The following is a 24219-nucleotide window of genomic DNA, read 5'->3' as shown; positions in this document are numbered from 1 at the left end:
GCTTGGCGGTGCGTTGACGTTAGGTCCGTTCAAACGGCGTTAACAAGACGTTGACGTGCGAGCAATAAGCGCAATATTCCAGGTCACGGCGTCGCGGCAACTTCGACCGGTACACCGTTGAGGACAGCGTTGCCCGACAGGGGGTCGAGCAGGCTGCCGTCGAGCAGCTGGTTGACGTTGACGCCGGGGTCCTTCAGGGCGTGGCTCAGCCGGCTGCCGGGCCGGTCGTGGCCCCAGCCGTGCGGCAGGCTCACCACGCCCCGGCGCACGCCGTCGGTGACCTCGGCGGGGGCGGTCACCTCTCCCCCGGCGCCCTTCACGCGCACGGCCGCCCCGTCGCGCACGCCGAGCCGTTCGGCGTCCTCGGGGTGGATGTGGAGGGTGCAGCGGTTGGTGCCACCTGTGAGGGCGGGGACGTTGTGCATCCAGCTGTTGTTGGAGCGCAGATGGCGGCGGCCGACGAGGACCAGACCGGCGGGGCGTTCGCGCAGGGCCTTGGTCAGGCGGGGCAGGTCGTCGGCGATGGGCCGCGGGAGGAGTTCGATCCGGCCGCTGCGCGTCTTCAGCGGCTGGGGCAGGCGGGGGCGCAGCGGGCCGAGGTCGAGGCCGTGCGGATGGGCGAGGAGTTTCTCCAGGCTCAGTCCGTCGGGGCGGGCGCCGAAGCCGTCGCCGTAGGGGCCGAGGCGCAGCATCAGGTCGAGCCGGCGCTCGGGGCCGGTGTCGCCGGTGAGCTGTGCGGCCAGCTCGCGCGGGTCGCGGCCGTGGACCGGCGAGTGGGCCTCCTTGACGGCCTTGCCGAGGGTCTGGCCGACGACCAGGTCGTCCACGGCGGACGGCTCGGCGCCGTGCATACCGGTGACCGCGAGGGTCAGCCGGGCGAGGATCTCGGTCTCGGCCATCCTGCCGGGCTCCAGCGGGAGCGCGGCGCGGGTGTAGCGGACCTGGTTGCGCACGGCGAGGGTGTTGAAGGCGAAGTCGTGGTGGGGGCTCTGGGAGGGCGGGGGCGGCGGCAGGACGACATCGGCGTGGCGCGCGGTCTCGTTGAGGTACGGGTCGACGCTGACCATGAAGTCCAGTGAGCCGAGCGCCTTGTCGAGCCGGTCGCCGTCGGGCGCGGAGAGCACGGGGTTGGCGGCCACCACGATCAGGGCGCGGATCGGCTCGCCCTCCTCGGTGGCGGTGTCGATCTCCTCGGCGAGCGCGGAGAGCGGCAGTTCGCCCTTGGCCTCGGGGTGCCGGCTGACCCGGGAGTGCCAGCGGCCGAGCTGGAAGCCGTGGCCGGGTCCGGCCGGGCGGGGTGTGCGGTCGGTGGCGGCCTGCGGGAAGAGGGCGCCGCCGGGCCGGTCCAGGTTGCCGGTGAGGACGTTCAGGACGTCGACCAGCCAGCTGCCGAGCGTGCCGAAGGGGACCGTGCAGCTGCCGATGCGGCCGTAGACGGCGGCGGTGGGGGCGGCGGCGAGCTCTCGGGCGAGGACGCGGATGGTGCCGGCGTCGACGTCACAGGCGGGGGCCACCGCCTCGGGGGTGAACTCCCTTACGGCTTCCCGGAGTTCGTCGACTCCCTCGACGTGCGGGGTCAACTCCCCCAGGTCCACGAGGTCTTCCTCGAAGAGGGTGTACGCCATCGCCGCGAGGAGCAGGGCGTCGGCGCCGGGCCGGATCTCGATGTGCCGGTCGGCGAGCTTGGCGGTGCGGGTGCGGCGCGGGTCGATGACCGTGAGGGTGCCGCCGCGGGCCTTGAGCGCCTTGAGCTTGCCGGGGAAGTCGGGGGCGGTGCACAGACTCCCGTTGGACTCCAGGGGGTTGGCCCCGATGAGGAGGAGGTGGTCGGTGTGGTCGAGGTCCGGCACGGGGATCGCGTTGGCGTCGCCGAAGAGCAGCCCGCTGGAGACGTGCTTGGGCATCTGGTCGACCGTGGACGCGGTGAACAGGCTGCGGGTGCCGAGCCCGCCGACCAGCACGGTCGGGTAGAGGGCGCCGGCCATGGTGTGCACGTTGGGATTGCCGAGGACGACTCCGACGGCGTGCGGGCCGTACCGCTCGACGACCGGCCGCACCCCGGCGGCCACCGCGTCGAAGGCCTCCGCCCAGGTCGCCTCGCGCAGTTCGCCGTCCCGGCGGACAAGGGGTGTCCTGAGCCGGTCGGGGTCGCCGTCGACGGCGCCGAAGGAGGCGCCCTTGGGGCAGATGAACCCCTTGCTGAAGACGTCGTCGCGGTCACCGCGGGCGCCGGTGACCTTCGCCCCCTCGATGGTCAGCGTCAGCCCACAGGTGGCCTCGCACAGGGGGCAGATTCGCAGGGCGGTGCGGGACACGGGTCCTCCCGGGGGCGGCGTTGCCTCGTCACGGGCGAGCATACCGACCGGTATGCCTCATCGCGAGGGGTACGCGGAACGGGAATCGGTCCGGTCAGTCGAGCACCCGGGCCAGATACGCCCGCAGCAGCTCCCGGGTCTCCTCGATCACCTTCGCGTCGCCCTCCGGATCCACCCGGAAGGCCAACTGGACGAGGGTGTCGGCCGTCTCGACGGCGATCAGGAAGGTGCGGCGCAGATCGTCGTCGGGGGCGCGGTCGAGATAGGCGCCGAGGAGGTCGGTGAGCCGGTCGGCGACACGGTGGTTGGGTTCGGCCTGGCGGGTGCCGACCGGGATCTGGTTGCCGAAGTCGACGAGCGAGAAGCCGGGCGCGGTGCGCTTCATGGCCAGGTACTCGTCGAGTACGGCGTCCATGGCGGCCCGCCAGTCTCCGGCCCTGGCCCCCGTCAGCCGCTCGGTGACCCGCTCCGACCAGAGCTCCAGGTTGCGCTGGGCGAGCGCGTCGGCCATCTGGCGCTTGTTGCCGAAGAAGCGGTACACCGAGCCGATGGGCACGCCGGCGCGCTGCGCGACGGCACGGGTGCTCAGGGCGTCGTAGCCGACCTCGTCCAGCAGGTCGGCACAGGCGTCGAGGATTCTGGTCAGCCGTTCGGCACTGCGCCGCTGGACCGGCGCACGGCGGAGCGATGTCGCTTGGGGCACGGGCTTCATGATGCCTTTCCGCAGGGGGCAGGGGTACCTCGCCCCCGACTACGGGGAAAGGTGTACGGCACACTCAGGGCGGGCCGGGTCACGAGGAGGTCTCCGACGCCGTGATGTCCGCCGTGCTCTGCACCGGTTTGCCGTCGACCGCCCACACCGTGCCGTCGTCCGCGTAGAGGCGGACGGTGACCTGGTGGGTGCCGTGCGGGAGGTAGCCGGCCGGGATGCGGTAGGACGGGGTACGCAGATCGGCGACGGGCTGGTCGTCGACGTAGAGCCGCGCGGTGCCGCGGCCGGGGATCGCCTTCCCCGCCGCGCCGGACGGCGAGAAGCGGAAATTGGCCGGCTTCAGCCGGACGTCCCAGCCGCCGGCCTTGTCGGGCACCACCTCGAGGCCGACCTTCGGCGCCCCGTCCTTCGCCACCTCGCGGTAGTGGCGGCCGTCGTCGTCCGTGTTGTCCAGGACCTTTCCCACCGGCGAGGGCGACACCACCGTCCCCTGCTCCCGCCCTCCGCCCGAGCCGCAGGCCGCGGTTCCGGTCAGCAGCACGGCACAGGCCGCGAGCGCGGCGACGGAGGCACGGGTCCAGGACATGTCCGGGAGGTTAGAACAACGGCCCCACACCGCAAATCCCCCTGGGGTCTGGTTCTCGCCACCGCAGATAGTCCTTCGAGAGGAGGACCCGACGGACGTCTTGCGCCTTCGAAACCCCAATCCTACGGTGATGCAGAGGAATGACCGGGAGTCGGCACCGTGGGAGTGATCATGAGCGGGGACGCGCGCAAGACCGCGGAGGGGCTGTCGTACCTCTCCGGTTTCGGCAACGAGCACAGCTCCGAGGCGGTGCCCGGCGCCCTGCCGGAGGGCCGCAACTCGCCGCAGCGGGCGCCCCTGGGGCTGTACGCGGAGCAGCTGAGCGGTACGGCGTTCACCGAGCCGCGGGCGCACAACCGGCGCTCCTGGCTGTACCGCGTCCGCCCCTCCGCCGCGCACCCCGCGTTCACCCGCACCGACGCCGGGGCGATCGGCACGGGTCCGTTCACCGAGTCGGTGCCCGACCCCAACCGGCTGCGCTGGGGCCCGCTGCCCGAGCCGCCCGCCGGGACGGACTTCCTGGCCGGTCTGTGGACCCTCGGGGGCAACGGCGACGCCACGCAGCGCACCGGCACGGCCGTGCACCTGTACCACGCCGACGCCTCCATGGACCGGGTGTTCTCCGACGCCGACGGCGAGCTGCTGATCGTGCCCGAGCGCGGCGGGCTGCTGCTGCGCACCGAGTTCGGCCTGCTGCACGCCGAGCCCGGCGAGGTCGCGCTGATCCCGCGCGGGGTGCGCTTCCGGGTCGAGCTGCTCGACGCGCCGGCCCGCGGTTACGTCTGTGAGAACTACGGCGCCCCCTTCCGGCTCCCCGACCTCGGCCCGATCGGCGCCAACGGACTCGCGAGCCCCAGGGACTTCCGGGCGCCCGTCGCCGCGTACGAGGACGTGGAGGGCCCGGTGGAGGTGGTCAACAAGTTCTGCGGCAACCTCTGGCGGGCGACCTACGGCCACTCCCCCCTCGATGTCGTCGCCTGGCACGGCAACCTCGTGCCGTACGTCTACGACCTGCGCCGTTTCAACGTCATCGGGACGATCTCGTACGACCATCCCGACCCGTCGATCTTCACGGTGCTGACGTCTCCCTCCGACACCCCGGGCCTGGCCGGTGTCGACTTCGTGGTGTTCGCGCCGCGCTGGCTGGTGGGCGAGGACACCTTCCGTCCGCCGTACTTCCACCGGAACGTGATGAGCGAGTACATGGGGCTCATCGAGGGCGCCTACGACGCGAAGACGGCCGGAAAGGGGGGCTTCGTGCCGGGCGGGGGCTCGCTGCACAACATGATGTCGGCGCACGGCCCCGACCGGGAGACGTTCGACCGGGCGAGCGCGGCCGAACTGCGGCCCCAGCGGATCGACGACGGGCTGGCGTTCATGTTCGAGACGCGCTGGCCGCTCACCCTCACCCCGCGGGCGGCACACGCCGAGCACCTCCAGGCGGGCTACGACGACGTGTGGCAGGGCCTCGAACGGCACTTCCGGCCGTTGCCCTGATCGTCGACGACCGGTACGGATAGACCCCGTGACCTCCTTCGCCCCGGACTCGATCGTCCTGAACCGCAAGCTGCCGCTCTGGTACCAGGTGTCGCAGTCGCTGCGCGCCTCGATACTCGGCCGCTCGCCCCGGGACCCCCTGCGGCTGCCCACCGAGGAGCGGCTGGCGGGGCACTACGGGGTGAGCGTGCTGACCATGCGGCAGGCGCTGAAGGAGCTGGAGGACGAGGGGCTGATCACCCGGCACCGCCGGCGCGGCACGTTCATCGAGCCGGGCGTGCGGCGGGGCGCCCCGGTGCGGCTGCTCGGCTCGGTGGACGCGATCGTGGCCCAGCAGTCCGGTATGACGACGGAGTTGCTGGAGCACGGCACGGCGGCGGTCCCCGCCGAACTCGCCGAGTACTTCCCGGACCTGGCCGAGGCGGCCATGTACCACCGGCTGCGCAGCGACGAGAAGACGGGCGAACCGACCAACCATGCCCGCAACTACCTCCTGCCCGAGATCGCCGCCCTGGTCGACCCGGACGACCTGGTGCACCAGCCGATGACCAAGGTGCTGCGGGACGTCGTGGGCGCGGACATCGGCCGGATCACGGACACGGTCGAGGCCCGGCTCGCCGACCCGGAGACCGCCCGGCTGCTGGACGTCCCGCTGCTGAGCCCGATCCTGCACTACACGGGTGTGACCTACGACAGGGACGGGCGGGTCCTCGACGCGGCCGTCATCCACTACCGCGGCGACCGGTTCTCCTTCACCGTCACGCTCGACGCGACCTGAGCACGACGTACCATGCCCACCGTGACGCACGCCGACGCTCCGACGCTGGCGGACCTCATGCCGTGGTCCGTCGCACCGCCGCGCATCGGCCGGGGGTGGCCGCTGGCTCCCGACCCGGCCGCACTCAGGGACCGCTGGGGCGCTCTGGTGAAGGCGGACGGCCCGGACCGCGAGGCCCTGTTCGAACCGACCCGCGCCCGCACCCCGCACACGGCGGTGGGGCAGTTGCCCGGGCGCTCCGGCGGCACGGAGAAACTGGTCCGTGCCTCGGGGCCGTGTCCCGAGCCCGTCCGGGTCCTCGCGGCGCCCTTCGACGAGCAGTGGCTCATCCCCGACCACCGGCTGATCGACGCGGCCCGCCCCGAGCTGTGGCGGGTGGCGGACGAACGGCAGGTGTTCGCGGTGGAGACTCCGGACTCACCGCGGTCCCCGCTGCTGGCGACCCCTCTGATCCCCTTCCTCCGCCCCGGCCGGATCCGCCCGCTGTACCGGCGTCCGGGCGGCGCGGAACCCAACCTGGCCCCCGGCCTCCTCGAACACCTGGGCCACTCCCCCGATCCGGTGGACTTCCTCGCCTGGACGCTGACCGCGGTACGCCCCGACCTCACCGTGCCGCTCACCAGGGACCCCGGACTCTGGGCCCAGGGCGTGGAGTTGGGCCGCCGCGCGCTGTGGCTCCTGCGCCGCGACGGCGACCGCCCCAAGCTGCCCGGCGGGCGCCGCCCCTACGTCCGCGCGCCGCTCCCGGCCCGCCCGCTCACCCTCCACTACGACCGCGACGAGGAGGCCCTCCACCTCGACGAGGGCCGCATCTCCCCGGTCCCGCCCGAGGCCTGGGACGTCGAGACGGCACCAGGAGTCCGGACCCTGGAGGCATGGTTCGCGATCCGTACGGCCGAGGACGCCGCCCCCGGCATCCTGGCCGCGATCCGCCCCGCCTCCTGGCAGCAGACCTGGACCTCCGAACTCCTGGAACTGATCACGGTGTTGACCCTGCTGACGGAAGTACGGGAACAGCAGGCTGAGTTGACGGTGACGGATTCGGTGACCACAACAGACCTGCACTACGCAGGCATCCTCCCGCCCCCCTCATGGGCTCGCCACCCGGCCACGGTCCTGGACCACCACGAGGAAGGCCCTGAAGGCCAGTTCGCATTGATCTAACGGTTGGGCCAGCCCCCTCAGGGGCGCGGGGAACTGCGCACCCAGCCACTACGAACCCGCACCCGACAAACAACCTCACGGCGCAAACGCATCCAGCACCCTCTCCAGCGCCAGATCGAAAACCGCTTCCAAATCAATAGGCCCCGGATCCTCCGTGAACGCCGCCGCCATCCGCGGATAGGCACCGGTAGCCACCTGCCCCCCCAGATACGCGAAGCGCACCGCGTTCTCCTGCTCCTCCGACCACGGCAGGGACCGCGTCCGCTCGGCCGTGGCCAGTTCGTTGGAGACGTACATCGTCACCACGCCGTTGACCATCGCGACGAGCTGGATCTTCATGCCGTACGTCAGGTCGTCCCGCGTGTCCAGGCACGCCAGACAGTGCTCCAGGTACCGCAGCGCGTTGGGGCTGAACCCGTACACCGGTGACATCAGCCGCGGCAGCCAGGGGTGCCGGTGCATGAGGGCGCGCGTCTGCCGCCCCACCCGCACCATCTCCGCCCGCCAGTCGAGCCCCGGCTCCCACAGCTCGTGCTCGCCGCTGACCGCGTCCACCATCAGCTCGTACAGGTCCTCCTTGCGGGGGACGTAGTTGTAGAGCGACATGGTCCCGCAGCCCAGTTCGGCCGCGACATGCCGCATGGACACCGCGTCCAGTCCGCCCGCGTCGGCGAGCCGGACGGCCGCCGCCGCGATGTCGGCTCGGGTGTACGCGGGCCTCGGGCCCCGGCCGGTCCGCTCGGGACGGGCCCAGATCACTTCGGGTACGGCCGCTCGGCCCGCCATCGATCATCACCTCGACCACCATCCTAGTTACGTACACCGTACGTAGTGCGCTATGGTCGACGCATGACTTCTACGTACGATGTACTTAGTGAAGGTCTGGAGAAGCGGTTCGGCGAGGTGCGTGCCCTGCGGGGGCTCGATCTGGCCGTGGCACGGGGCACCGTCTGCGGGATCCTCGGACCGAACGGGGCCGGCAAGACCACGGCGGTACGGCTGCTGACCACGCTGCTCCGTCCGGACGCGGGGTCGGCCAGGGTCGCGGGCCACGACCTGGTCCGGGAGGCGGCGGCCGTACGGCAAGCGATAGGCGTCACCGGGCAGTACGCCACGGTCGACGGGGACCTCACCGGCCGACAGAACCTCCGGCTCTTCGCCCGTCTGCACCGGGTGCGCGGCCCGGCCGAGCGCGCCGGGGAACTCCTCACCCGCTTCGGCCTGACCGAGGCCGCCGACCGTCCCGCGTCCACCTACTCGGGCGGTATGCGGCGCCGCCTGGACCTCGCCGCGAGCCTGATCCGCCGTCCGGCGGTGCTCTTCCTGGACGAGCCGACCACCGGTCTCGACCCGGCGTCCCGGAGCGACATCTGGGCCGCGGTGCGCGAACTGAAGCAGGACGGCACGACGGTCCTGCTGACCACCCAGTACCTGGAGGAGGCCGACCAACTCGCCGACGACATCGCCCTGGTGGACCAGGGCCGCGTCGCGCACACCGGCTCACCCCGGCAGCTCAAGGCGCTCGTCGGCTCCCATGCCGAGGTCGTCGTAGCGGACCCGGACGCGCTGCCGAGGGCGGCGGCCGTGCTCGACCAACTCACCGGTACTGCACCGACGTTCGACCGTCCGCGGAACACGGTCGGCGCGGTCACCCGGGACAGCACGCTCACGCTCCCCCGGCTGGTGCGCGAACTCGACGCGGCGGGCGTACCGTTGCTCGACGCGAGCCTCAAACCGCCCACCCTCGACGATGTGTTCCTCCGGCTGACCGGCGACAAGCAGACCATGACGGACAAGCAGACCATGGCAGACAAGGAGACCGCGGCATGAGCACCCTCGCGTACGACGGCACGGCCATGCTGGGCCGGCAGCTGCTCCGCGTCCGCAACAACCCGGCGCTGGCCATCCTCACCCAGACCATGCCGATCACGATGCTGCTGTTCTTCGGCTATGTCTTCGGCAGCGCGCTGGCGATGCCCGGCGCGGAGTACCGCTCGTTCCTGGTGCCGGGGCTGCTGGTGGCGACCGCCGCCAACGGGATCATGACCGGCATGTTCCAGGCGGCGCAGGACGTCCACCGGGGTGTGACGGACCGGCTGCGCACCCTGCCGGTGAGCCGGGCGGCGGTGCCGCTCGGACAGGCGGTGGCCGACCTGGTGGTCACGGCGGCGGGGACGGTGCCCTTCCTGCTGGTGGGCCTCGCGGTCGGCTGGCGGGTCGAGGGGTCGGTGGCGGCGGCCCTGGGCGCGGTGGGGCTGTTGCTGCTGTTCCGGTTCGCCTGCACCTGGATCGGGATCCACCTCGGACTGCTCTCCCGCAGCGAGGAGGCGGCCGGTCAGCTCGGCAGCGCGACCTTCATGCTGCCGCTGCTGTCCAACGCGTACATCCCCACCGACAATCTGCCGGGCTGGCTGCGGACGCTCGCGGAGTGGAACCCGCTCAGCGCGGTGACGACGGCCCTGCGGGACCTGTTCGGCAACGCGCCGGTCCCCCAGGGCGCGGCCTGGCCGGTGGCGCACCCGGTCGCCGGGTCCCTGGCGTGGTGCGCGCTGCTGCTCGCGGTGTTCGTACCGCTGGCCGTACGGCGGTACGCGAGGCCCTGACACGGCCGACGGGGCGACGGGTAGGGGAGTCGCCGGTCGGAACCGTCGGGCGGAACTGCCTCCGAGTCACACTGCCGGGTGGTTCGGAGGCACGGACGTGCTTTCTGCCCGCGCTCGGGGAGCACACCGAAGCGCTGCTGCGTTCCGCGGGGATGACGGACGTCGAGAGCGCAGCGCTGAGCCGGGACGGTGTGTCCGCCTGAGCGCGGGGTTCAGTGCTTGTGTCCGCCGAACAGCGAGCGGCGCAGCCGGCGCAGCGGCGCGAACAGCGAGACCCGGCGCACTCGCGCGCCTCGGGGGCTGCGCTCCTGAGCGGGCTCACGTGCGGTCAGCTCCCGCATGAGCGAGGTCGCCTCCACCGTTTCCCGCTGCGGTATGGCGGGACCTCCCAGCACCGAGAGATGGCGGTCGAGGCGCGAACTGCTCGCGCTGCTCCCGCAGGTGATAGCAGGAACCCTCGCCCTGCTCCGCATCGTTATCTGATCCATGTCACTCCCCACCCGTACGAGTCCACCCGGCCCGGGCAGAGTAACCCTATCGCCCCATCCGGGCACGCGTGTATCGAGCCCTCAGGAATCACCTTTCCCACAAGGGGGTTGACGTACCCCTTTCGATCACTCTCCGAATCCGACCGATTTCAGGGTGAGTTGGACAACCGGCTGCGTGGTGGGCTGAGCCGAGCCGCCATCGGGCTCCACGGTCACAGCGAGTGATGTCGCGGTCTTGTCGAGGCCCGTCGCCACCAAGGGCGTGTCGCCGCTGAAGAGGCCGAGGGAGCGTGGTTGCGTGTCGGGGCGCATGAGCCAGAGCTGGTGCACCTGTCCGCCGGGCGGGTTTCCGTATCCGGTGAGCGTGACGATCGCCTCCCCCTCGGAAGCGGAGGCGATCACTCCGATACCGCGGCCCTCGGTGTCGGTGCCGTTGGTCGCCCGGGCGTCGGGAGCTGCGAGAACGTGGGCGATGTCACGTGACTGGGCGCGCTCGGCGTTCAGCTGGTCCTGGGTCCGGTTGGCCTGGACACCGAACAGCGCGGCGACCACGAGGGCCGCGGCCGCGGTGATCGTGGCGAACGGCGCGAAGACCGGTCGGCGCGCACGGGGCGCATGGGAGCGTCCGGGCGGCGGCTGCGTGCCCCAGACGTGTGGGGGCAGTTGGGGCGCGTGCTCCCTCACCGGCGCACGCCCCGGCTCCTGCGGGGTGGCGCGTACGGCGGCCAGCACCCGGTCACGCATCGCGGCCGGCGGCGGGGCGGCCTGGGACCAGGCGAGCCGTACGGCGTCCTCGGCCAGCGCGCGCACCTCGGCGGCGCAGCGGTCGCACTTGCGCAGATGCTTCTCGAAGCGGCGGCGCTCGTCGGGTTCCAGGGCGTCGAGGGCATAGGGGGCGGCCAGCGAGTGCAGGTCCCCGCGGCCGAACAGTTTTCCGAACACGCTCACGCGGCACCTCCCAGGCAGTCCCTCAGCCGCGTGAGTCCGTCGCGCATCCGGGTCTTCACGGTGCCCAGCGGCAGCTTCAGCCGCTCGGCCACCTCACGGTACGTATAGCCGTCGTAGTAGGCGAGGGTGACGGACTGCCGCTGGAGGTTCGTCAGCCGGTCGAGGCAGCGGCGCACCAACTGGCGTTCCAGGCCCGCCTCGACCTCCTCTGCCACCTGGTCGAAGGCGGGGTCGTGGTAGCGCCGGGCCTCGCGCTGCTCGCGGTCGGTGGCGGCGCGGGCGCTGCGCACCCGGTCGACGGCGCGGCGGTGCGCGAGGGTGAGGATCCAGGACAGGGCGCTGCCCCGCCCGGGGTCGAACCGGGCGGCCGAGCGCCAGGCTTCCAGAAGCACTTCCTGAGTCACCTCCTCCGACTGCGCGGGGTCGCGCACCACACGGCGTACGAGTCCGAACACCGGTCCGGACACGATTGCGTACAACTGCTCGAATGCCCGCTGGTCTCCGCCCGCGACGAGCACGAGCAGCTCGTCCGCCTCCATCCGGTCCCCCTCTCCGCGACCGCACCACGGCCGCCCCGTCACACCAGGCATTCGCAACGGACACACCTCCGGATGGGGTACGGATCAGAGTGCCCGAAACGCGGGTCGAGCAGCGAAAAAAAGTTTTTTGATTTCGACCAATCCGATCGGCCCTCAGCTCCGTATCACTGTCCGTCAGGCAAGTTGGCACAGAGGACGGACGGCAGGACGGCATGACAGCAGCTATCTCCAAGAGCGGCCCGGGACGCAAGGGCGTCGCGACTCTCATCAGTGGGGCACTTGCCGCCGGGGCGCTCACGGCCGCCGGCGTCGTGGTGCTGGCTCCGGGGGTTGCTCAGGCCTCCAGCCACCGCGAGGCCCCGCTCATCTCGGGTACCCCGCAGTACGACAACACCGACCTCTACGCGTTCGTCAGCCCGGACCACCCGGACACGACGACCATCATCGCGAACGTCATCCCGTTCGAGGAGCCCGGTGGCGGCCCGAACTTCTACCAGTTCGCCGAGGACGCCCAGTACGACGTCCGCATCGACAACGACGGTGACGCCAAGGAAGACCTGATCTTCCGCTACACCTTCAAGACGAACGTCAAGAACCGGAAGTCGTTCCTCTACAACACCGGTGTGGTCGACAGCCTGTACGACCCCGACCTCAACGTCACGCAGACCTACGACCTGGAGCTGATCAAGCTCAAGAAGGGCAAGGTCGAGCACGAGACCAAGCTCGCGGACGACGTGCCGGTGGCGCCGTCCAACGTGGGCAAGGCGTCGATGCCGAAGTACTCGAAGCTGCGCGACCAGGCGATCTACAAGCTGTCCAACGGCTCGAAGACGTTCGCCGGCCAGGCCGACGACCCGTTCTTCGCCGACCTGCGCGTCTTCGACCTGCTGTACGGCGGTGACCTCTCCGAGGTCGGCAACGACACCCTCAAGGGCTACAACGTCAACACGATCGCCCTCCAGGTGCCGAACGACCTGATCGCCGAGTCGAAGAAGCAGCCGATCGTCGGCATCTGGACGACCACCTCGCGCGAGAACGCCCAGGGCTACTACTCCCAGGTCTCGCGCCTCGGCAGCCCGCTGGTCAACGAGGTCGTCAACCCGATCAAGGACAAGGACAAGTTCAACGCGTCCCAGCCCAAGGACGACGGGCAGTTCCTGAAGAACGTCACCAACCCCGAGCTGCCGAAGCTCATCGAGGCGATCTTCAAGATCAAGGCCCCGGCCGAGCCGCGCAACGACCTGGTCGACGTGTTCCTGAAGGGCGTCAAGGGGCTCAACCAGCCGCCGTACGTGACGCCTTCGGAGGAACTGCGCCTCAACACCTCCATCAAGCCGGCCTCCCACCCCAAGCGGCTCGGTGTCCTCGACGGCGACAACGCGGGCTTCCCGAACGGCCGTCGCCTCACAGACGACGTGATCGACGCCTCGCTGCAGGTCGTCGAGGGTGAACTGGTCGGTGCCAAGAACGACCTGGGCGACGCGGTCGACAAGAACGACAAGAACTTCGAGAAGTACTTCCCGTACATCGCCCTGCCGACCGAGGGTTCGCGCGGCAAGATCGCCAAGAGCGGCGCCGACACCAAGAGCGCCCTCGGTGACGCCCTGAACACCTCGTCCGAGAACACCCCGCTGATCGCCGCCTCCGCCGGCGCCGGCGCGGCGGGCATCCTCCTCATCGGCGGCGGCCTGATCTGGATGCGCCGGATGCGCCGGCCGTCCTACCGGCGTCACTGAGTCCGTCCGGACTCCCCGCCAGGACCTCTCTCACGGAGAGGCACCAGGGCGGGCCGGAGAGAATCCTGCACTCTCCGGCCCGCCCGCCCCACCGACTGGCGCGGCCCGCGCATCCATCCCCCACGGCGCGGGCCGCGCCACCCCCCACGCACCTCGCAGGCTGAACCACCCCAGGCGACCTAGGAGAGGGCATGTCCCCGCGTACGAACGACGGCGAACCGGAGCACGAGCCCTCGGCACGGGATACGCAGCCGACCCCCGAGCACCCCTCCACCGGACGAGCCGGGGACTCCGCGGACACGGACACGCTCCCCTACGACACCGCTGACGGAACCCAGAAGACTTCGGCGCAGGACACTCCCGCGCACACGGCCGGTACCGACGCGGAAGCGGATGCAGACGCGGAAGCGGAAGCGGAAGCGGACGGCGACGCGGCCTCGACCGGCGGAGTCGCCGACGCCGACGGCCCCGCCGCCGGTACCCGCCACTCCCACGGCGACCACCACCACGACGATGACCACGGTCATGGTCATGGTCACGACCACGACCACCCCGGCTCCGACGTCCGTATCGACGCCGTGCGGCGGGTCGCCGCTGCCGGGCGGCGGTGGCGGGCCGTGCAGCTCGGGGCCTGTGCGGCCATGCTGGCGGTGGGGCTCACCGCCGGGGCGATCGCGATCGGCGCCGCGCGGGACGGGCAGCAGGCACCCGTGGTCACCGCGGCCGCCGTCTCGCCGGGGCTGCTCGCGAGCGGCGACCTGGACGCGAGCATCAAGGCGATGCAGGCCCATCTGCGCGCCCAGCCCCGGGACTTCGGCAGCTGGGCCACCCTCGGACTCGCCTACGTCGAGCAGGCCCGCACCAAGGGCGACCCCTCCCGCTACCCCCAGGCCGCGCAGGCCCTGAAGAAGTCCCTGGCCGTGCGCCCGGACAACGACGAGGCGCTGGCCGGCCAGGCCGCCCTCGCCGCCGCCCGGCACCAGTTCGCGGAGGCGCTGAAGTACGCCGACCGCGCCCTGGAGCAGAACCCCTACAGCGAACGCGCCCTGTGCTCCCGTATCGACGCGCTCGTCGAACTCGGCCGCTACGAGGACGCCGAGAAGGCGGCGAACCTCGCCGACCAACGGCGGCCCGGCGTCCCGGTGTTCACCCGTTTCGCGTACGTCCACGAACTGCGCGGCGACGTCACGACCGCCCGCCGGGTGCTCAACCAGGCGCTCAGCTCCTCCACTTCACCCGGCGACATCTCATACGTCGCCTCCCAGCTCGGCCTGCTCGCCTGGAACCAGGGCGAGTACGACGAGGCCCTCACCTACTACGCCCGCGCCCTCGCCGCCGACGACACCTATCTCCCGGCGCTGGAGGGCAGGGCCCGCGCCCAGGCGGCGAGCGGCCGACAGGCCGAGGCCATCAAGGGGTTGGAGAGCGTCGTCGCCCGCTACCCGCTGCCCGGCCCGCTGGTCGAGCTCGGCGAGCTGTACCAGACGCGGAACGCGAAGGGCGACCAGGCCAAGGCCGAGGACCAGTACACCCTGGTCGACGCCTGGACCGCCATCGCCCGCGCCAACGGCGTCAACGCCGACCTCGACACCGCGCTCGCCGCCGCCGACCACGGCGACAAGGCGACGGCCCTGCGCGCGGCCCGCGACGACTGGTCCCGCCGGCACACCGTGCACACGGCGGACGCCCTCGCCTGGGCCCTGCACGTCAACGGCAAGGACGCCGAGGCCCTCCCCTACGCCCGGCAGGCCACCGCCACCGGCTACCGCAACGCGAGTTTCCTCTACCACCGCGGTGTGATCGAGAAGGCAACCGGTCACCCCGCCGACGCCCGTACCCACCTCTCGGCGGCCCTGAAGCTGAACGCCGGCTTCTCCCCCCTGGGCGCCGCCAAGGCCCGTACGGAGCTCAAGACGCTGGAGGCGGACCAGTGAACACCCGTCGTCTGTTCGCCTCCTGCGCGGCCGTGTTCACGGCCGGCGTCGCGCTCGCGCTGGCTCCTTCCACCAGCGCGAGCGCGCATCCCCTCGGCAACTTCACCGTCAACCGCTACGACGGTCTCGTCGCCACCCCCGGACAGCTCCGCATAGACCATGTCGAGGACCTCGCCGAGATCCCGGCGACCCAGGCGAAGCCCGACATCGACCGGCTCGGCATGACCGAGTGGGCGAAGCAGCGCTGTGCCACCGCCGCCTCCGGCGGCAGACTGACCGTCGACGGCCGTGCCGTCCCGCTCACCGCGGGCAGCAGCAAGGCGACCGTACGGCCCGGTCAGGCCGGTCTGAACACCCTGCGCGTGGAGTGCGGGCTGACGGCCGAGCTGCCCAAGAAGGAGACGGTCACCCTCCGCTTCCACAGCGCGGGCGCCTCCACCGGCCCCGGCTGGCGCGAGATCACCGCGCGCGGCGACCGGATGACCCTCGCCGACTCCGACGTACCGACGAAGTCGATCTCGGACGAACTGACCACGTACCCCAAGGAGTTGCTCTCCTCGCCCGCCGACACCGCGACCGCGTCCCTGAAGGTGCGGACCGGCGGACCGGCACTCGTGGAGAACGACGAGCGGGACGCGCCCGCCGCCTCCGTGCTCCCGCGCGGCGCCGACCGCTGGACCCGGGCCCTGGACAACCTGGTCGCCCGGGAACACCTCACCCTCGGCTTCGCCGCGCTGGCCCTGGTCATCGCCGTCGTCCTCGGCGCAATGCACGCGGTCGCCCCCGGCCACGGCAAGACCATCATGGCCGCGACGGCGGCCGCCCGGGGCGGCAAGGCACGGATGAAGGACGTCCTGCCGCTGGCCGCCTCGGTCACCATCACCCACACACTGGGCGTGGTCGCCCTCGGCCTCCTGGTCACCGCCGGCTCGGCCGCCGCGCCCTCGGTGATCGCCTGGCTGGGCCTGGCCAGCGGCGCCCTGGTCCTCTTCGCCGGCGTGACGCTGGCACGCCGCGCCTGGCGCAACCGTGGCCCCGGCAACGGGCACACCCACAGTCACGGGGGCCACACGCACACCCACGGCGACGATCACGACCACGGGCACGATCACGGGCACTCCCACAGCCACTCCCCCGCCCCGGCTCCGGCGCCGGCGCCCGCTCGTCAACTCGCTCTCGTCGGTGCCCCCGCCGAACACACGCACCACACCCACAGCCACGGCCAGAGCGACGACCACGAGCGAGAGCACGACCACGACCACGCGCACAGCCACGGCGGTCACACCCACACCCACGGCGGTCACACCCACTCCCACCCCACCGCCCCCACCCTCCGCGGCACGATCCTGCTCGGCTTCGCCGGTGGCATGGTGCCCAGCCCCTCGGCCGTCGTCGTGCTGGTCGGCGCGGCGGCGCTCGGGCACGCCTGGTTCGGGCTGCTGCTCGTGGTCGCGTACGGCCTCGGCCTCGCGCTGACCCTCACGGCCGCCGGGTTCGCCGTGGTCAAGCTGGGGGCCGGGGCGACCCGTCTCCTGGACCGGCGGCCGGGGTGGATCGCCCACCCGATAACAGCCCTGATACGCCGAGCGGCCCCCCTGGGGTCCGCGATGGTTGTCGTGGCCCTCGGGGCCGGATTGGTACTCAGGGGGGCGTCATCCGTGCTCGGCTGAGCTACGTTTTTGGCATCCTCCCCCTCCCGGAGGAGGAGGATTCCAACCCAATGGGTTGAGGTTCACGGACACTCGATCGCTAACGCGATGTTGTCCCCCCGGCATACCCTGCCGTGACGGGCACAAGCTACCACGTGGGCTGATAAGTTGAGAAAACGAACGGATGCGAATGGGGGACGCTCGTGTCCGAAGAACCGGGCAGTGAACGTGTGATCGCGGGCCGTTACCGGCTGCTGACCCCGCTCGGCGAGGGCGGCATGGGCACGGTGTGGCGGGCGCGGGACGAGGTTCTGCACCGCGAGGTCGCCGTCAAGGAGGTACGTGCCCCGGCCGGCCTCGCGGCCTCCGACATCGAGCGGATGTACGCCCGTCTGGAGCGCGAGGCGTGGGCCGCGGCCCGCGTCGCGAACCGCAACGTCGTCACGGTCTACGACGTGGCGATGCAGGACGGGCGCCCCTGGATCGTCATGGAGCTGGTGCGCGGGGTCTCCCTCGCCGACCTGCTGGACGCCGAGGGGCCGCTGGAGCCGGCCCGGGCCGCGCACATCGGCGCCGAGGTGCTGTCCGCGCTGCGCGCCGCGCACGAGGCCGGGGTGCTGCACCGGGATGTGAAGCCGGCCAACGTGCTGCTGTCGAACGACGGCCGGGTGGTCCTCACCGACTTCGGGATCGCGACGGTCGAGGGCTCCTCGGCGCTGACCATGACCGGCGAGGTGATCGGCTCCCCCGAGTTCCTGGCGCCGGAGCGCGCGCTGGGGCGTACGCCGGGGCCCGAGTCGGACCTGTGGTCGCTGGGCGTGCTGCTGTACGCGGCGGTCGAGGGGAACTCCCCGTTCCGTTACGACACCCCGCTGAGTACCCTGCGCGCGATCGTCGACGAGGAGCTGCCGCCGCCGTACCGGGCCGGTCCGCTCGCGCCGGTGATCGAGGGGCTGCTGCGCAAGGACCCGGCCGAGCGGCTGCCGGCGGACCAGGCCGAGCAGGAGCTGCGGGTCGTCGCGGCGGGTGGCACGACCAGCGCGCCCACGGTCCGTGCGGCGCCGTACACGCCGTACCAGCCGACGGTGTCCACCCCCGCCGAACCCTTTCGCTCGCAGTCGCCGCCTCCCGCACCGCCGTGGACGAACAACGCGAACGCACCGGAGCCGGAGCCGGAGCGCAACCGGCGCACCGGTGTCGTCCTCGCCATCGGCGCGCTCGTCCTGGCGCTGGCGGTCGCCGGGCTGACGTACGGGCTGCTGAACCGGGGCGACAACGACAACAGCGGCTCCGGTGACCTCACCAGCAGCCAGTCGGAGGGCGTGAGCCCGACGCCGACGCAGCGGGAGTCGAGCGCCGCGCCGAGCAGCGAGGCCCCGAGTGCGAGCCCGAGCGACAGCCCCTCCCCCAGCGCTCAGCGGCAGACCGTCTCCGTCTCGGTCAGCGGCGCCAACACCGACTACAACGGCGCCTGTCCGCCGTCGGACTCGGACGCGCCCGCCTTCACGGCGACGATCACGGTGGGCCGGCTGCCCGCGACGGTGTCCTACCGCTGGGTGACGAAGGACGGCGAGCTCTCGGGACAGACCTGGAAGACGCTGGAGTTCGCGTCGGGCGGCGGGACGTCGAAGCAGGACAAGGTGATCGTGTCGACGTACGCGGAGAGCGGGACGTACCGGAACTCGATCGGTGTCGAGGTACAGGATCCGGTCGAGGCGACCTCCAACTTCGTGCCGTTCGCGGTCACCTGCGAGACGGAGGCCCCGTCGGACGGGACCTCCCCCTCGTCCTCGCCGAGTGAGTGATCAGACCGCGCCGTTCAGGACCGGCAGATAGCCGCCCGACTGGCCGCCCGCGGTCGGGTGGTACGACTCTCCGATGTTGAGCAGGCTGAGGCTGTGCAGCCAGGAGTTGCCGGAGCAGATCTCGTGGCCGCCGAACGTCGTACGGACGTCGCCGAAGACGAAGCCGTGCGCCGCGGCACGCTTGGCGACGGCGGTGTCGAGCTGGTCGGCCGCGTTGTTGATGGCGGAGCGCTTGGTCTCGGACAGGCCGAGGCAGAGCGTGCCGAGCCGGTAGAAGCGGGGGTAGCCGAGGACGACCACCTTGGCGTTCGGGGCCTTTGAACTGATGCTCGAGTAGACCGTGTCGAGCTTGCCGGGGAGGGTGGAGTCGACGTACGCCCTGGCGGTGTTGATGCGGCTGAGGCAGGTGCTGTCGGAGCTGGTGACGCAGGTCGTCATCACGTCGGCGAAGCCCGCGTCGTTGCCGCCGACGCTGATCGAGACGAGGCCGGTGGAGGAGTTCAGACCGCCGAGCTGATTCGCCAGAACGTCATCCGTTCGGGCGCCCGAGCAGGCCGCGAAGGTGAACGAGGCGGGTGCGTGCGCGGCGTTCCAGAGGTAGGGGTACGCCTTGGTGCTGCGCTTGCAGTTGCCGCTGGAGCTGATGTAGCCGCCCGCGCCGACGCCGGAGGAGTAGGAGTCGCCGAGGGCCACGTACCCGCCGGTTGCGGCGAGTGGGGAGCCGTGTGCGGCGGTTGCCCCGGTGAGGGCCGCGCCGGCGGCGAGGAGGAGTGAGCTGACGAATACGACAAGTCGGGAACGTCTCATGGAACCTCCCTTTAGCAGGATCTCTGCCACAACTTTCGTAGCAACCACACGTGTTGACGGGAAGTGTTCATGCCAAGACTTTTCGGCTGCTAAAGGGATCGAACAGGGCCGATCAACAGCGCTTTTCGCCTACCTTGTTGCGTGCCCATGTCAAGTTTGTTGACACCTTCTCAACTCCCTTGCCTTTGCCTCCGGATGACGGAAGTTTTGCTTCCGTCAGGAACGGAACGCAACGCTCGAGGAGGCTCCCCCACATGGCACGACTGCGTAGCAGCAAGGTGCGGCTGACCGCCGCCGCCACGATCGCGGCCACCGCCCTCGTCGGCGGACTCACCGCACTCCCCGCCCAGGCCGCCCCGGCCGAGGGCAGGGTCCTCGCGGCGAACTCCCCCACCGCCGTCAAGGACAGCTACATCGTCACCCTGAAGTCGCAGGCGGGCTTCAAGGCGGCCTCGACGACCGGCAAGGAACTCATCAAGGAGTACGGCGGCTCGGTCAGGAAGACGTTCGGCACCGCGCTGAACGGCTACTCCGCCACCCTCTCCGCCGCCGAGGCCCGCAGACTGGCAGCCGACCCCGCGGTGGCCGCCGTCGAGCAGAACCAGACCGTCCGGCTGGCCGACACCACGCAGTCGAGCGCCCCCTGGGGCCTGGACCGCATCGACCAGGCCGCGCTCCCGCTCTCCGGCACGTACACCTACCCGGACACCGCCGGCGGCGGCGTCACGGCGTACGTCATCGACACCGGTGTGCGCATCACCCACACCCAGATCAGCGGCCGCGCCTCCTACGGCTACGACGCCGTCGACGGCGACACCACCGCCTCCGACGGCAACGGCCACGGCACGCACGTGGCCACCACGATCGCGGGCTCCACCTACGGCGTGGCCAAGAAGGCCAACATCGTGGCGGTGCGGGTGCTGGACAACAGCGGCTCCGGCACCACGGCCGGCGTGATCGCGGGCATCGACTGGGTGACCGCGAACCACTCGGGACCCTCGGTCGCCAACCTGTCCCTCGGCGGCGGCGCCTCCACCACGCTGGACACCGCGGTCGCCAACTCGATAGCCAGCGGGGTGACCTACGCGGTCGCGGCCGGCAACAGCAGCGCCAACGCGTCCTCGTACTCCCCGGCCCGGGTCGCCGCCGCGATCACGGTCGGCGCCACGACCAGCACCGACGCCAAGGCCAGCTACTCCAACTACGGCTCGGTCCTGGACATCTTCGCCCCCGGCTCCTCGATCGTCGCGGGCTACAACACCAGTGACACCGCCACCGCCACCCTCTCCGGTACGTCGATGGCGACCCCCCACGTCGCCGGCGCGGCCGCGGTCTACCTGGCGAGCCACACCTCGGCCACCCCGGCCGCGGTCGCCACGGCGCTGACCGGCGGCGCAACCACCGGCGTGGTCACCAGCGCCGGCACCGGATCGCCCAACCGGCTGCTGAAGCTCGTACCGTGACACCGAGATCCTGAGCTGCACCCCCGTTCCCCGGAGGCTTCCGTCGCCTCCGGGGAACACTCGTGTTCGCTCCCTCCCGACGGGACACACCATTCTGTAACGGTCAAACCAACAAAATAGTGTGAGGAACGCCAAGGGCTTGCCATCCGGGCGTAATCATCAATACCGTCATACTTCTCACTCGCATCGGACCGTCGGCAACGGCTCCAGGGGAGGGCTCAGGGACCGCGGCGGCATCCGGAGCGGGAGCGCGGCAGGGGGGTGCCGTGCTCGGTCGCCGCCTGGTGGCCGAGTCGTGCCGCGCGGTCGGCCACCGTCTTTCACCGGTAGCCGGTCAGCTTTGCCAGCTCACCCGGTATCTGTGCGGAGAGCGTTCCGCCATGGGGTGAGAAACCCCCCTTTCGAACCGGACGTGGATCCGGGCCGCCCAGGGGCGGGCGGCCCACCGGACGAGAGGGACCAGACTCATGAGTTCCGTTCTGCAGCCGGCGACATCGGGCCGGCATACCAACGATCCGTCCATCGCCGGAAAATACCGGCCGATCACCTCGCACCTGGCCATCACACCACCGGTCAGCGTGGTCATCCCCGCGATGAACGAGGCCGAGAACCTTCCGTACGTCTTCAAGACCCTGCCCGACTGGATCCACGAAGTGGTCCTGGTCGACGGCAACTCCACCGACGACACCGTCGAGGTCGCGCGCGGACTGTGGCCCGGCGTCAAGGTCGTCGGACAACAGGGGCGTGGCAAGGGGGACGCCCTGACCACCGGCTTCGCGGCGTGCAGCGGCGACATCATCGTGATGGTCGACGCGGACGGCTCGGCCGACGGCAACGAGATCGTCTCGTACGTGTCCGCGCTGGTCTCCGGCGCGGACTTCGCCAAGGGCTCCCGCTTCGCCAACGGCGGCGGCACCGACGACATGACCTTCATCCGGTGGCTGGGCAACCGCGTGCTGTGCGGGATCGTCAACCGCAAGTTCGGCGCCCGCTACACCGACCTGTGCTACGGCTACAACGCGTTCTGGCGGCACTGCCTGGACAAGATCGAGCTGGACTGCACGGGCTTCGAGGTCGAGACCCTGATGAACATCCGGGTCGTCAAGGCCGGGCTGAAGGTCCAGGAGATCCCCAGCCACGAGTACCTGCGCATCCACGGCGTCAGCAACCTGCGCGCCGTCCGCGACGGGCTGCGGGTGCTGCGGGTGATCCTCAGGGAACGCTCCAACCGGCGCGCGCTGCGCCGCGTCGAGCGCCGCTCGCCACTGCTCGACTCCGCACGGGTCGACGCCGTACGGGTCGACTCCGCACGGGGAGAGGTGTCTTGAGCGGGCTCGGTATCTCGGTCGTCATCTGCGTGTACACCGAGGACCGCTGGGCGGACATCCTCGCGGCGGTCGCCTCGGTGCGCGCCCAGAGCCACCCGGCGCTGGAGACCCTGGTCGTGGTCGACCACAACCCGGAACTCCAGGACCGGCTGGAGCGGGAGTACAAGGAGACCGACGAGGTACGGGTGGTGCCCAACGCGGGCCCGCGCGGCCTGTCGGCCGGCCGCAACACCGGCATCGCCGCCTCGTACGGCGAGGTCATCGCGTTCCTCGACGACGACGCCACGGCCGAACGGGACTGGCTGCGGCGGTTCGCCGACCCGTACTCCGACCCGCGTGTCCTGGCCGTCGGCGGCCGGGCCGAACCGGTGTGGTCCTCGGGCCGGCGGCCCGCCTGGTTCCCCGAGGAGTTCGACTGGGTGGTGGGCTGCTCCTACCGGGGCCTGCCGCCCGGCCGGGTCCGGGTGCGCAACATCCTCGGCGGGAACGCGTCGTTCCGGCGCTCGGCGTTCGACATCGTGGGCGGCTTCGCCACCGGCATCGGGCGCGACGGCAGCAAACGGCCGATGGGCGGCGAGGAGACGGACCTGTGCATCCGGCTCACCCGCGCGAGACCCGACGCGATCCTGCTGACGGACGACCGCGCGGTCATCCACCACCGGGTGCCCGAGGCCCGCGAGCACTTCGCCTACTTCCGCACCCGCACCTACGCCGAGGGCCTGTCCAAGGCGCTGGTCGCCCGCAGCGTCGGCACCGACAAGGGCCTCGAGTCCGAACGCCATTACGCCGGCCGGGTGTTGCCGGCCGGGGTGGCACGCGGCCTGCGCGACCAGTTCCTCGCCCGCCCCGGCGGAGCGCGGCGCGCGGGCGCGATCGTCGCCGGGGTGCTGACGGCGGCCGGGGGGTACGTCGTCGGCAGCGTACGGGCGCGGCGCAACGGGACGACGTTCGCGGTGGTGCCGATCGAGGCGGACGGGGGTGGGGCCGAATGACAGGGGCGGGCGTCCCGATCCTGATGTACCACTCGGTCGCCGCGCACCCCAACGACGCCACCCGTGGCCTCTCGGTCGCGCCGGAGGCGTTCGCCGGGCAGATGGCGGCGATCGCGGACGGCGGCCTCACCCCGCTCACCACGGCCGCCCTCGCGGCCCGTTGGCGGACGGACCGGCCGCTGCCCGCCCGTCCGGTGCTGATCACCTTCGACGACGGCTACGAGGGCGTGCACCGGCACGCCCTCCCCGCCCTGGCGAAACACGGCTTCCCGGCCACCCTGTTCGTCTCCACCGGCTGGATCCGGGGTGCCCACGACACGGGTGGCGGCCTCGACACCATGCTGGACTGGCGGCAGGTGCGCGAACTCGCCGACGCGGACGTCGAGATCGGCGGCCACAGTCACACGCATCCGCAGCTCGACCAGCTCGACGACGCCGCGCTCCGCGCCGAACTGGTCCGCTGCCGGGACATCGTCGCCGGTGAACTGGGCGCGCTGCCGGTGTCGTTCGCCTACCCGTACGGCTACTCCAGCAGACGGGTCCGAACGGCGGTCCGCGCGCAGGGCTTCACGCAGGCGCTGGCCGTCGGCAACTCCCTGGCCCGGCGCGCGCAGGGACCGTACGCGCTACGCCGGGTGACGGTCCGACGCGACACGGGCGCCGAGGAGTTCGTACGACTCCTCGAAGGGCGCGGGATCGGACGTACGTTCGTCCGCGACCGGGCCCTGACGAAGGGGTACGCGGTGGTGCGCCGGACCCGGCGGCTCCAGCGGCTGGTGTGAGGGGCCGGCCCGGCCCCGGCGGGCGACCGTCGGGGCCACGCGCCACGCCTGCGGACGCACCGGACACATCCGACACACCGCGCGCACTGCGGA

21 protein-coding genes are annotated in these 24219 nt (G+C 71.4%); 13 read left to right on the top strand and 8 right to left on the bottom strand.

The features are described 5' to 3' along the window. Window positions 1–83: 83 nt before the first annotated feature. The 3 genes from ACFPIH_RS39295 to ACFPIH_RS39285 form a co-directional block, all read right to left on the bottom strand. Window positions 84–2315, bottom strand: coding sequence for a molybdopterin oxidoreductase family protein (locus ACFPIH_RS39295; protein ID WP_381180233.1), 2232 nt, complete (start codon window positions 2313–2315; stop codon window positions 84–86). Between the two features lie 94 nt (window positions 2316–2409). Then, complete coding sequence (locus ACFPIH_RS39290; protein ID WP_381180229.1) at window positions 2410–3027, bottom strand: TetR/AcrR family transcriptional regulator; 618 nt, start codon at window positions 3025–3027, stop codon at window positions 2410–2412. Window positions 3028–3106: 79 nt separating this feature from the next. Then, window positions 3107–3613 carry a hypothetical protein gene (locus ACFPIH_RS39285; RefSeq protein ID WP_381180224.1) on the bottom strand — a complete coding sequence of 169 codons (507 nt, stop codon included), beginning with the start codon at window positions 3611–3613 and terminating at the stop codon, window positions 3107–3109. Between the two features lie 171 nt (window positions 3614–3784). Between ACFPIH_RS39285 and hmgA the strand changes: the two genes are divergently transcribed. The 3 genes from hmgA to ACFPIH_RS39270 are packed head-to-tail and all read left to right on the top strand — an operon-like array spanning window position 3785 to window position 7052. Next, window positions 3785–5110: a homogentisate 1,2-dioxygenase gene (hmgA, locus tag ACFPIH_RS39280; RefSeq protein ID WP_381180221.1), complete on the top strand. Its 1326-nt coding sequence runs from the start codon at window positions 3785–3787 to the stop codon at window positions 5108–5110. Window positions 5111–5138: 28 nt separating this feature from the next. Further along, complete coding sequence (locus tag ACFPIH_RS39275) at window positions 5139–5888, top strand: GntR family transcriptional regulator (protein ID WP_381180218.1); 750 nt, start codon at window positions 5139–5141, stop codon at window positions 5886–5888. A 12-nt stretch (window positions 5889–5900) separates the two neighbouring features. Next, window positions 5901–7052, top strand: a complete 1152-nt coding sequence (locus ACFPIH_RS39270; protein WP_381180215.1) for a type ISP restriction/modification enzyme — start codon at window positions 5901–5903, stop codon at window positions 7050–7052. A gap of 75 nt (window positions 7053–7127) precedes the next feature. On the opposite strand, the gene ACFPIH_RS39265 is transcribed toward ACFPIH_RS39270, so the two are convergent. Next, on the bottom strand, window positions 7128–7838 hold the full coding sequence (locus ACFPIH_RS39265) for a TetR/AcrR family transcriptional regulator (RefSeq protein ID WP_381180212.1): 711 nt from the start codon (window positions 7836–7838) through the stop codon (window positions 7128–7130). A 63-nt stretch (window positions 7839–7901) separates the two neighbouring features. Between ACFPIH_RS39265 and ACFPIH_RS39260 the strand changes: the two genes are divergently transcribed. Next, window positions 7902–8882, top strand: coding sequence for an ATP-binding cassette domain-containing protein (locus tag ACFPIH_RS39260; RefSeq protein ID WP_381180209.1), 981 nt, complete (start codon window positions 7902–7904; stop codon window positions 8880–8882). Further along, entirely contained in the window at window positions 8879–9655 is a 777-nt protein-coding gene (locus ACFPIH_RS39255) for an ABC transporter permease (RefSeq protein WP_381180206.1), read from the top strand. The genes ACFPIH_RS39260 and ACFPIH_RS39255 overlap by 4 nt, the downstream gene beginning before the upstream one ends. A 212-nt stretch (window positions 9656–9867) precedes the next feature. Here ACFPIH_RS39255 and ACFPIH_RS39250 read toward each other — a convergent pair whose 3' ends face one another. The 3 genes from ACFPIH_RS39250 to ACFPIH_RS39240 form a co-directional block, all read right to left on the bottom strand. Continuing rightward, the gene (locus ACFPIH_RS39250) at window positions 9868–10143 is read right to left on the bottom strand and encodes a hypothetical protein (protein WP_381180203.1); all 276 of its coding nucleotides are present in this window, start codon (window positions 10141–10143) and stop codon (window positions 9868–9870) included. A gap of 126 nt (window positions 10144–10269) precedes the next feature. Beyond that, window positions 10270–11091 carry an anti-sigma factor gene (locus ACFPIH_RS39245; RefSeq protein ID WP_381180200.1) on the bottom strand — a complete coding sequence of 274 codons (822 nt, stop codon included), beginning with the start codon at window positions 11089–11091 and terminating at the stop codon, window positions 10270–10272. Continuing rightward, window positions 11088–11630: a sigma-70 family RNA polymerase sigma factor gene (locus tag ACFPIH_RS39240; protein WP_381180198.1), complete on the bottom strand. Its 543-nt coding sequence runs from the start codon at window positions 11628–11630 to the stop codon at window positions 11088–11090. Before ACFPIH_RS39240 ends, ACFPIH_RS39245 begins: the two co-directional genes overlap by 4 nt. Before the next feature lie 212 nt (window positions 11631–11842). Here ACFPIH_RS39240 and ACFPIH_RS39235 point away from each other — a divergent pair, with 212 nt between their 5' ends. The 4 genes from ACFPIH_RS39235 to ACFPIH_RS39220 all read left to right on the top strand — a co-directional run bounded on the left by ACFPIH_RS39235 (window position 11843) and on the right by ACFPIH_RS39220 (window position 18754). Then, window positions 11843–13366: a DUF4331 domain-containing protein gene (locus tag ACFPIH_RS39235; RefSeq protein ID WP_381180195.1), complete on the top strand. Its 1524-nt coding sequence runs from the start codon at window positions 11843–11845 to the stop codon at window positions 13364–13366. Window positions 13367–13557: 191 nt separating this feature from the next. Then, window positions 13558–15300, top strand: a complete 1743-nt coding sequence (locus ACFPIH_RS39230) for a tetratricopeptide repeat protein (RefSeq protein ID WP_381180192.1) — start codon at window positions 13558–13560, stop codon at window positions 15298–15300. After that, entirely contained in the window at window positions 15297–16970 is a 1674-nt protein-coding gene (locus tag ACFPIH_RS39225; RefSeq protein ID WP_381180189.1) for a nickel transporter, read from the top strand. Before ACFPIH_RS39230 ends, ACFPIH_RS39225 begins: the two co-directional genes overlap by 4 nt. A gap of 182 nt (window positions 16971–17152) precedes the next feature. Beyond that, complete coding sequence (locus ACFPIH_RS39220; RefSeq protein WP_381180186.1) at window positions 17153–18754, top strand: serine/threonine-protein kinase; 1602 nt, start codon at window positions 17153–17155, stop codon at window positions 18752–18754. On the opposite strand, the gene ACFPIH_RS39215 is transcribed toward ACFPIH_RS39220, so the two are convergent. After that, the gene (locus tag ACFPIH_RS39215; RefSeq protein ID WP_381180183.1) at window positions 18755–19561 is read right to left on the bottom strand and encodes an SGNH/GDSL hydrolase family protein; all 807 of its coding nucleotides are present in this window, start codon (window positions 19559–19561) and stop codon (window positions 18755–18757) included. 254 nt (window positions 19562–19815) lie between these two features. Here ACFPIH_RS39215 and ACFPIH_RS39210 point away from each other — a divergent pair, with 254 nt between their 5' ends. From ACFPIH_RS39210 to ACFPIH_RS39195, 4 genes are all read left to right on the top strand, one after another. Then, window positions 19816–21024, top strand: coding sequence for a S8 family peptidase (locus ACFPIH_RS39210; RefSeq protein ID WP_381180180.1), 1209 nt, complete (start codon window positions 19816–19818; stop codon window positions 21022–21024). Between the two features lie 467 nt (window positions 21025–21491). After that, entirely contained in the window at window positions 21492–22352 is an 861-nt protein-coding gene (locus ACFPIH_RS39205) for a glycosyltransferase family 2 protein (protein WP_381180176.1), read from the top strand. After that, window positions 22349–23344, top strand: coding sequence for a glycosyltransferase family 2 protein (locus tag ACFPIH_RS39200; RefSeq protein WP_381180173.1), 996 nt, complete (start codon window positions 22349–22351; stop codon window positions 23342–23344). Before ACFPIH_RS39205 ends, ACFPIH_RS39200 begins: the two co-directional genes overlap by 4 nt. Next, complete coding sequence (locus ACFPIH_RS39195; protein WP_381180170.1) at window positions 23341–24126, top strand: polysaccharide deacetylase family protein; 786 nt, start codon at window positions 23341–23343, stop codon at window positions 24124–24126. Before ACFPIH_RS39200 ends, ACFPIH_RS39195 begins: the two co-directional genes overlap by 4 nt. The last annotated feature ends 93 nt before the right edge of the window (window positions 24127–24219 follow it).

Origin of the sequence: Streptomyces vulcanius, from assembly GCF_042653945.1 — a bacterium.
In the GTDB taxonomy this organism is placed as follows: Bacteria; Actinomycetota; Actinomycetes; order Streptomycetales; family Streptomycetaceae; genus Streptomyces; species Streptomyces mangrovi.
Note: the sequence above shows the minus strand (reverse complement) of the source record. Positions and strands in the feature narration are given on the sequence as shown.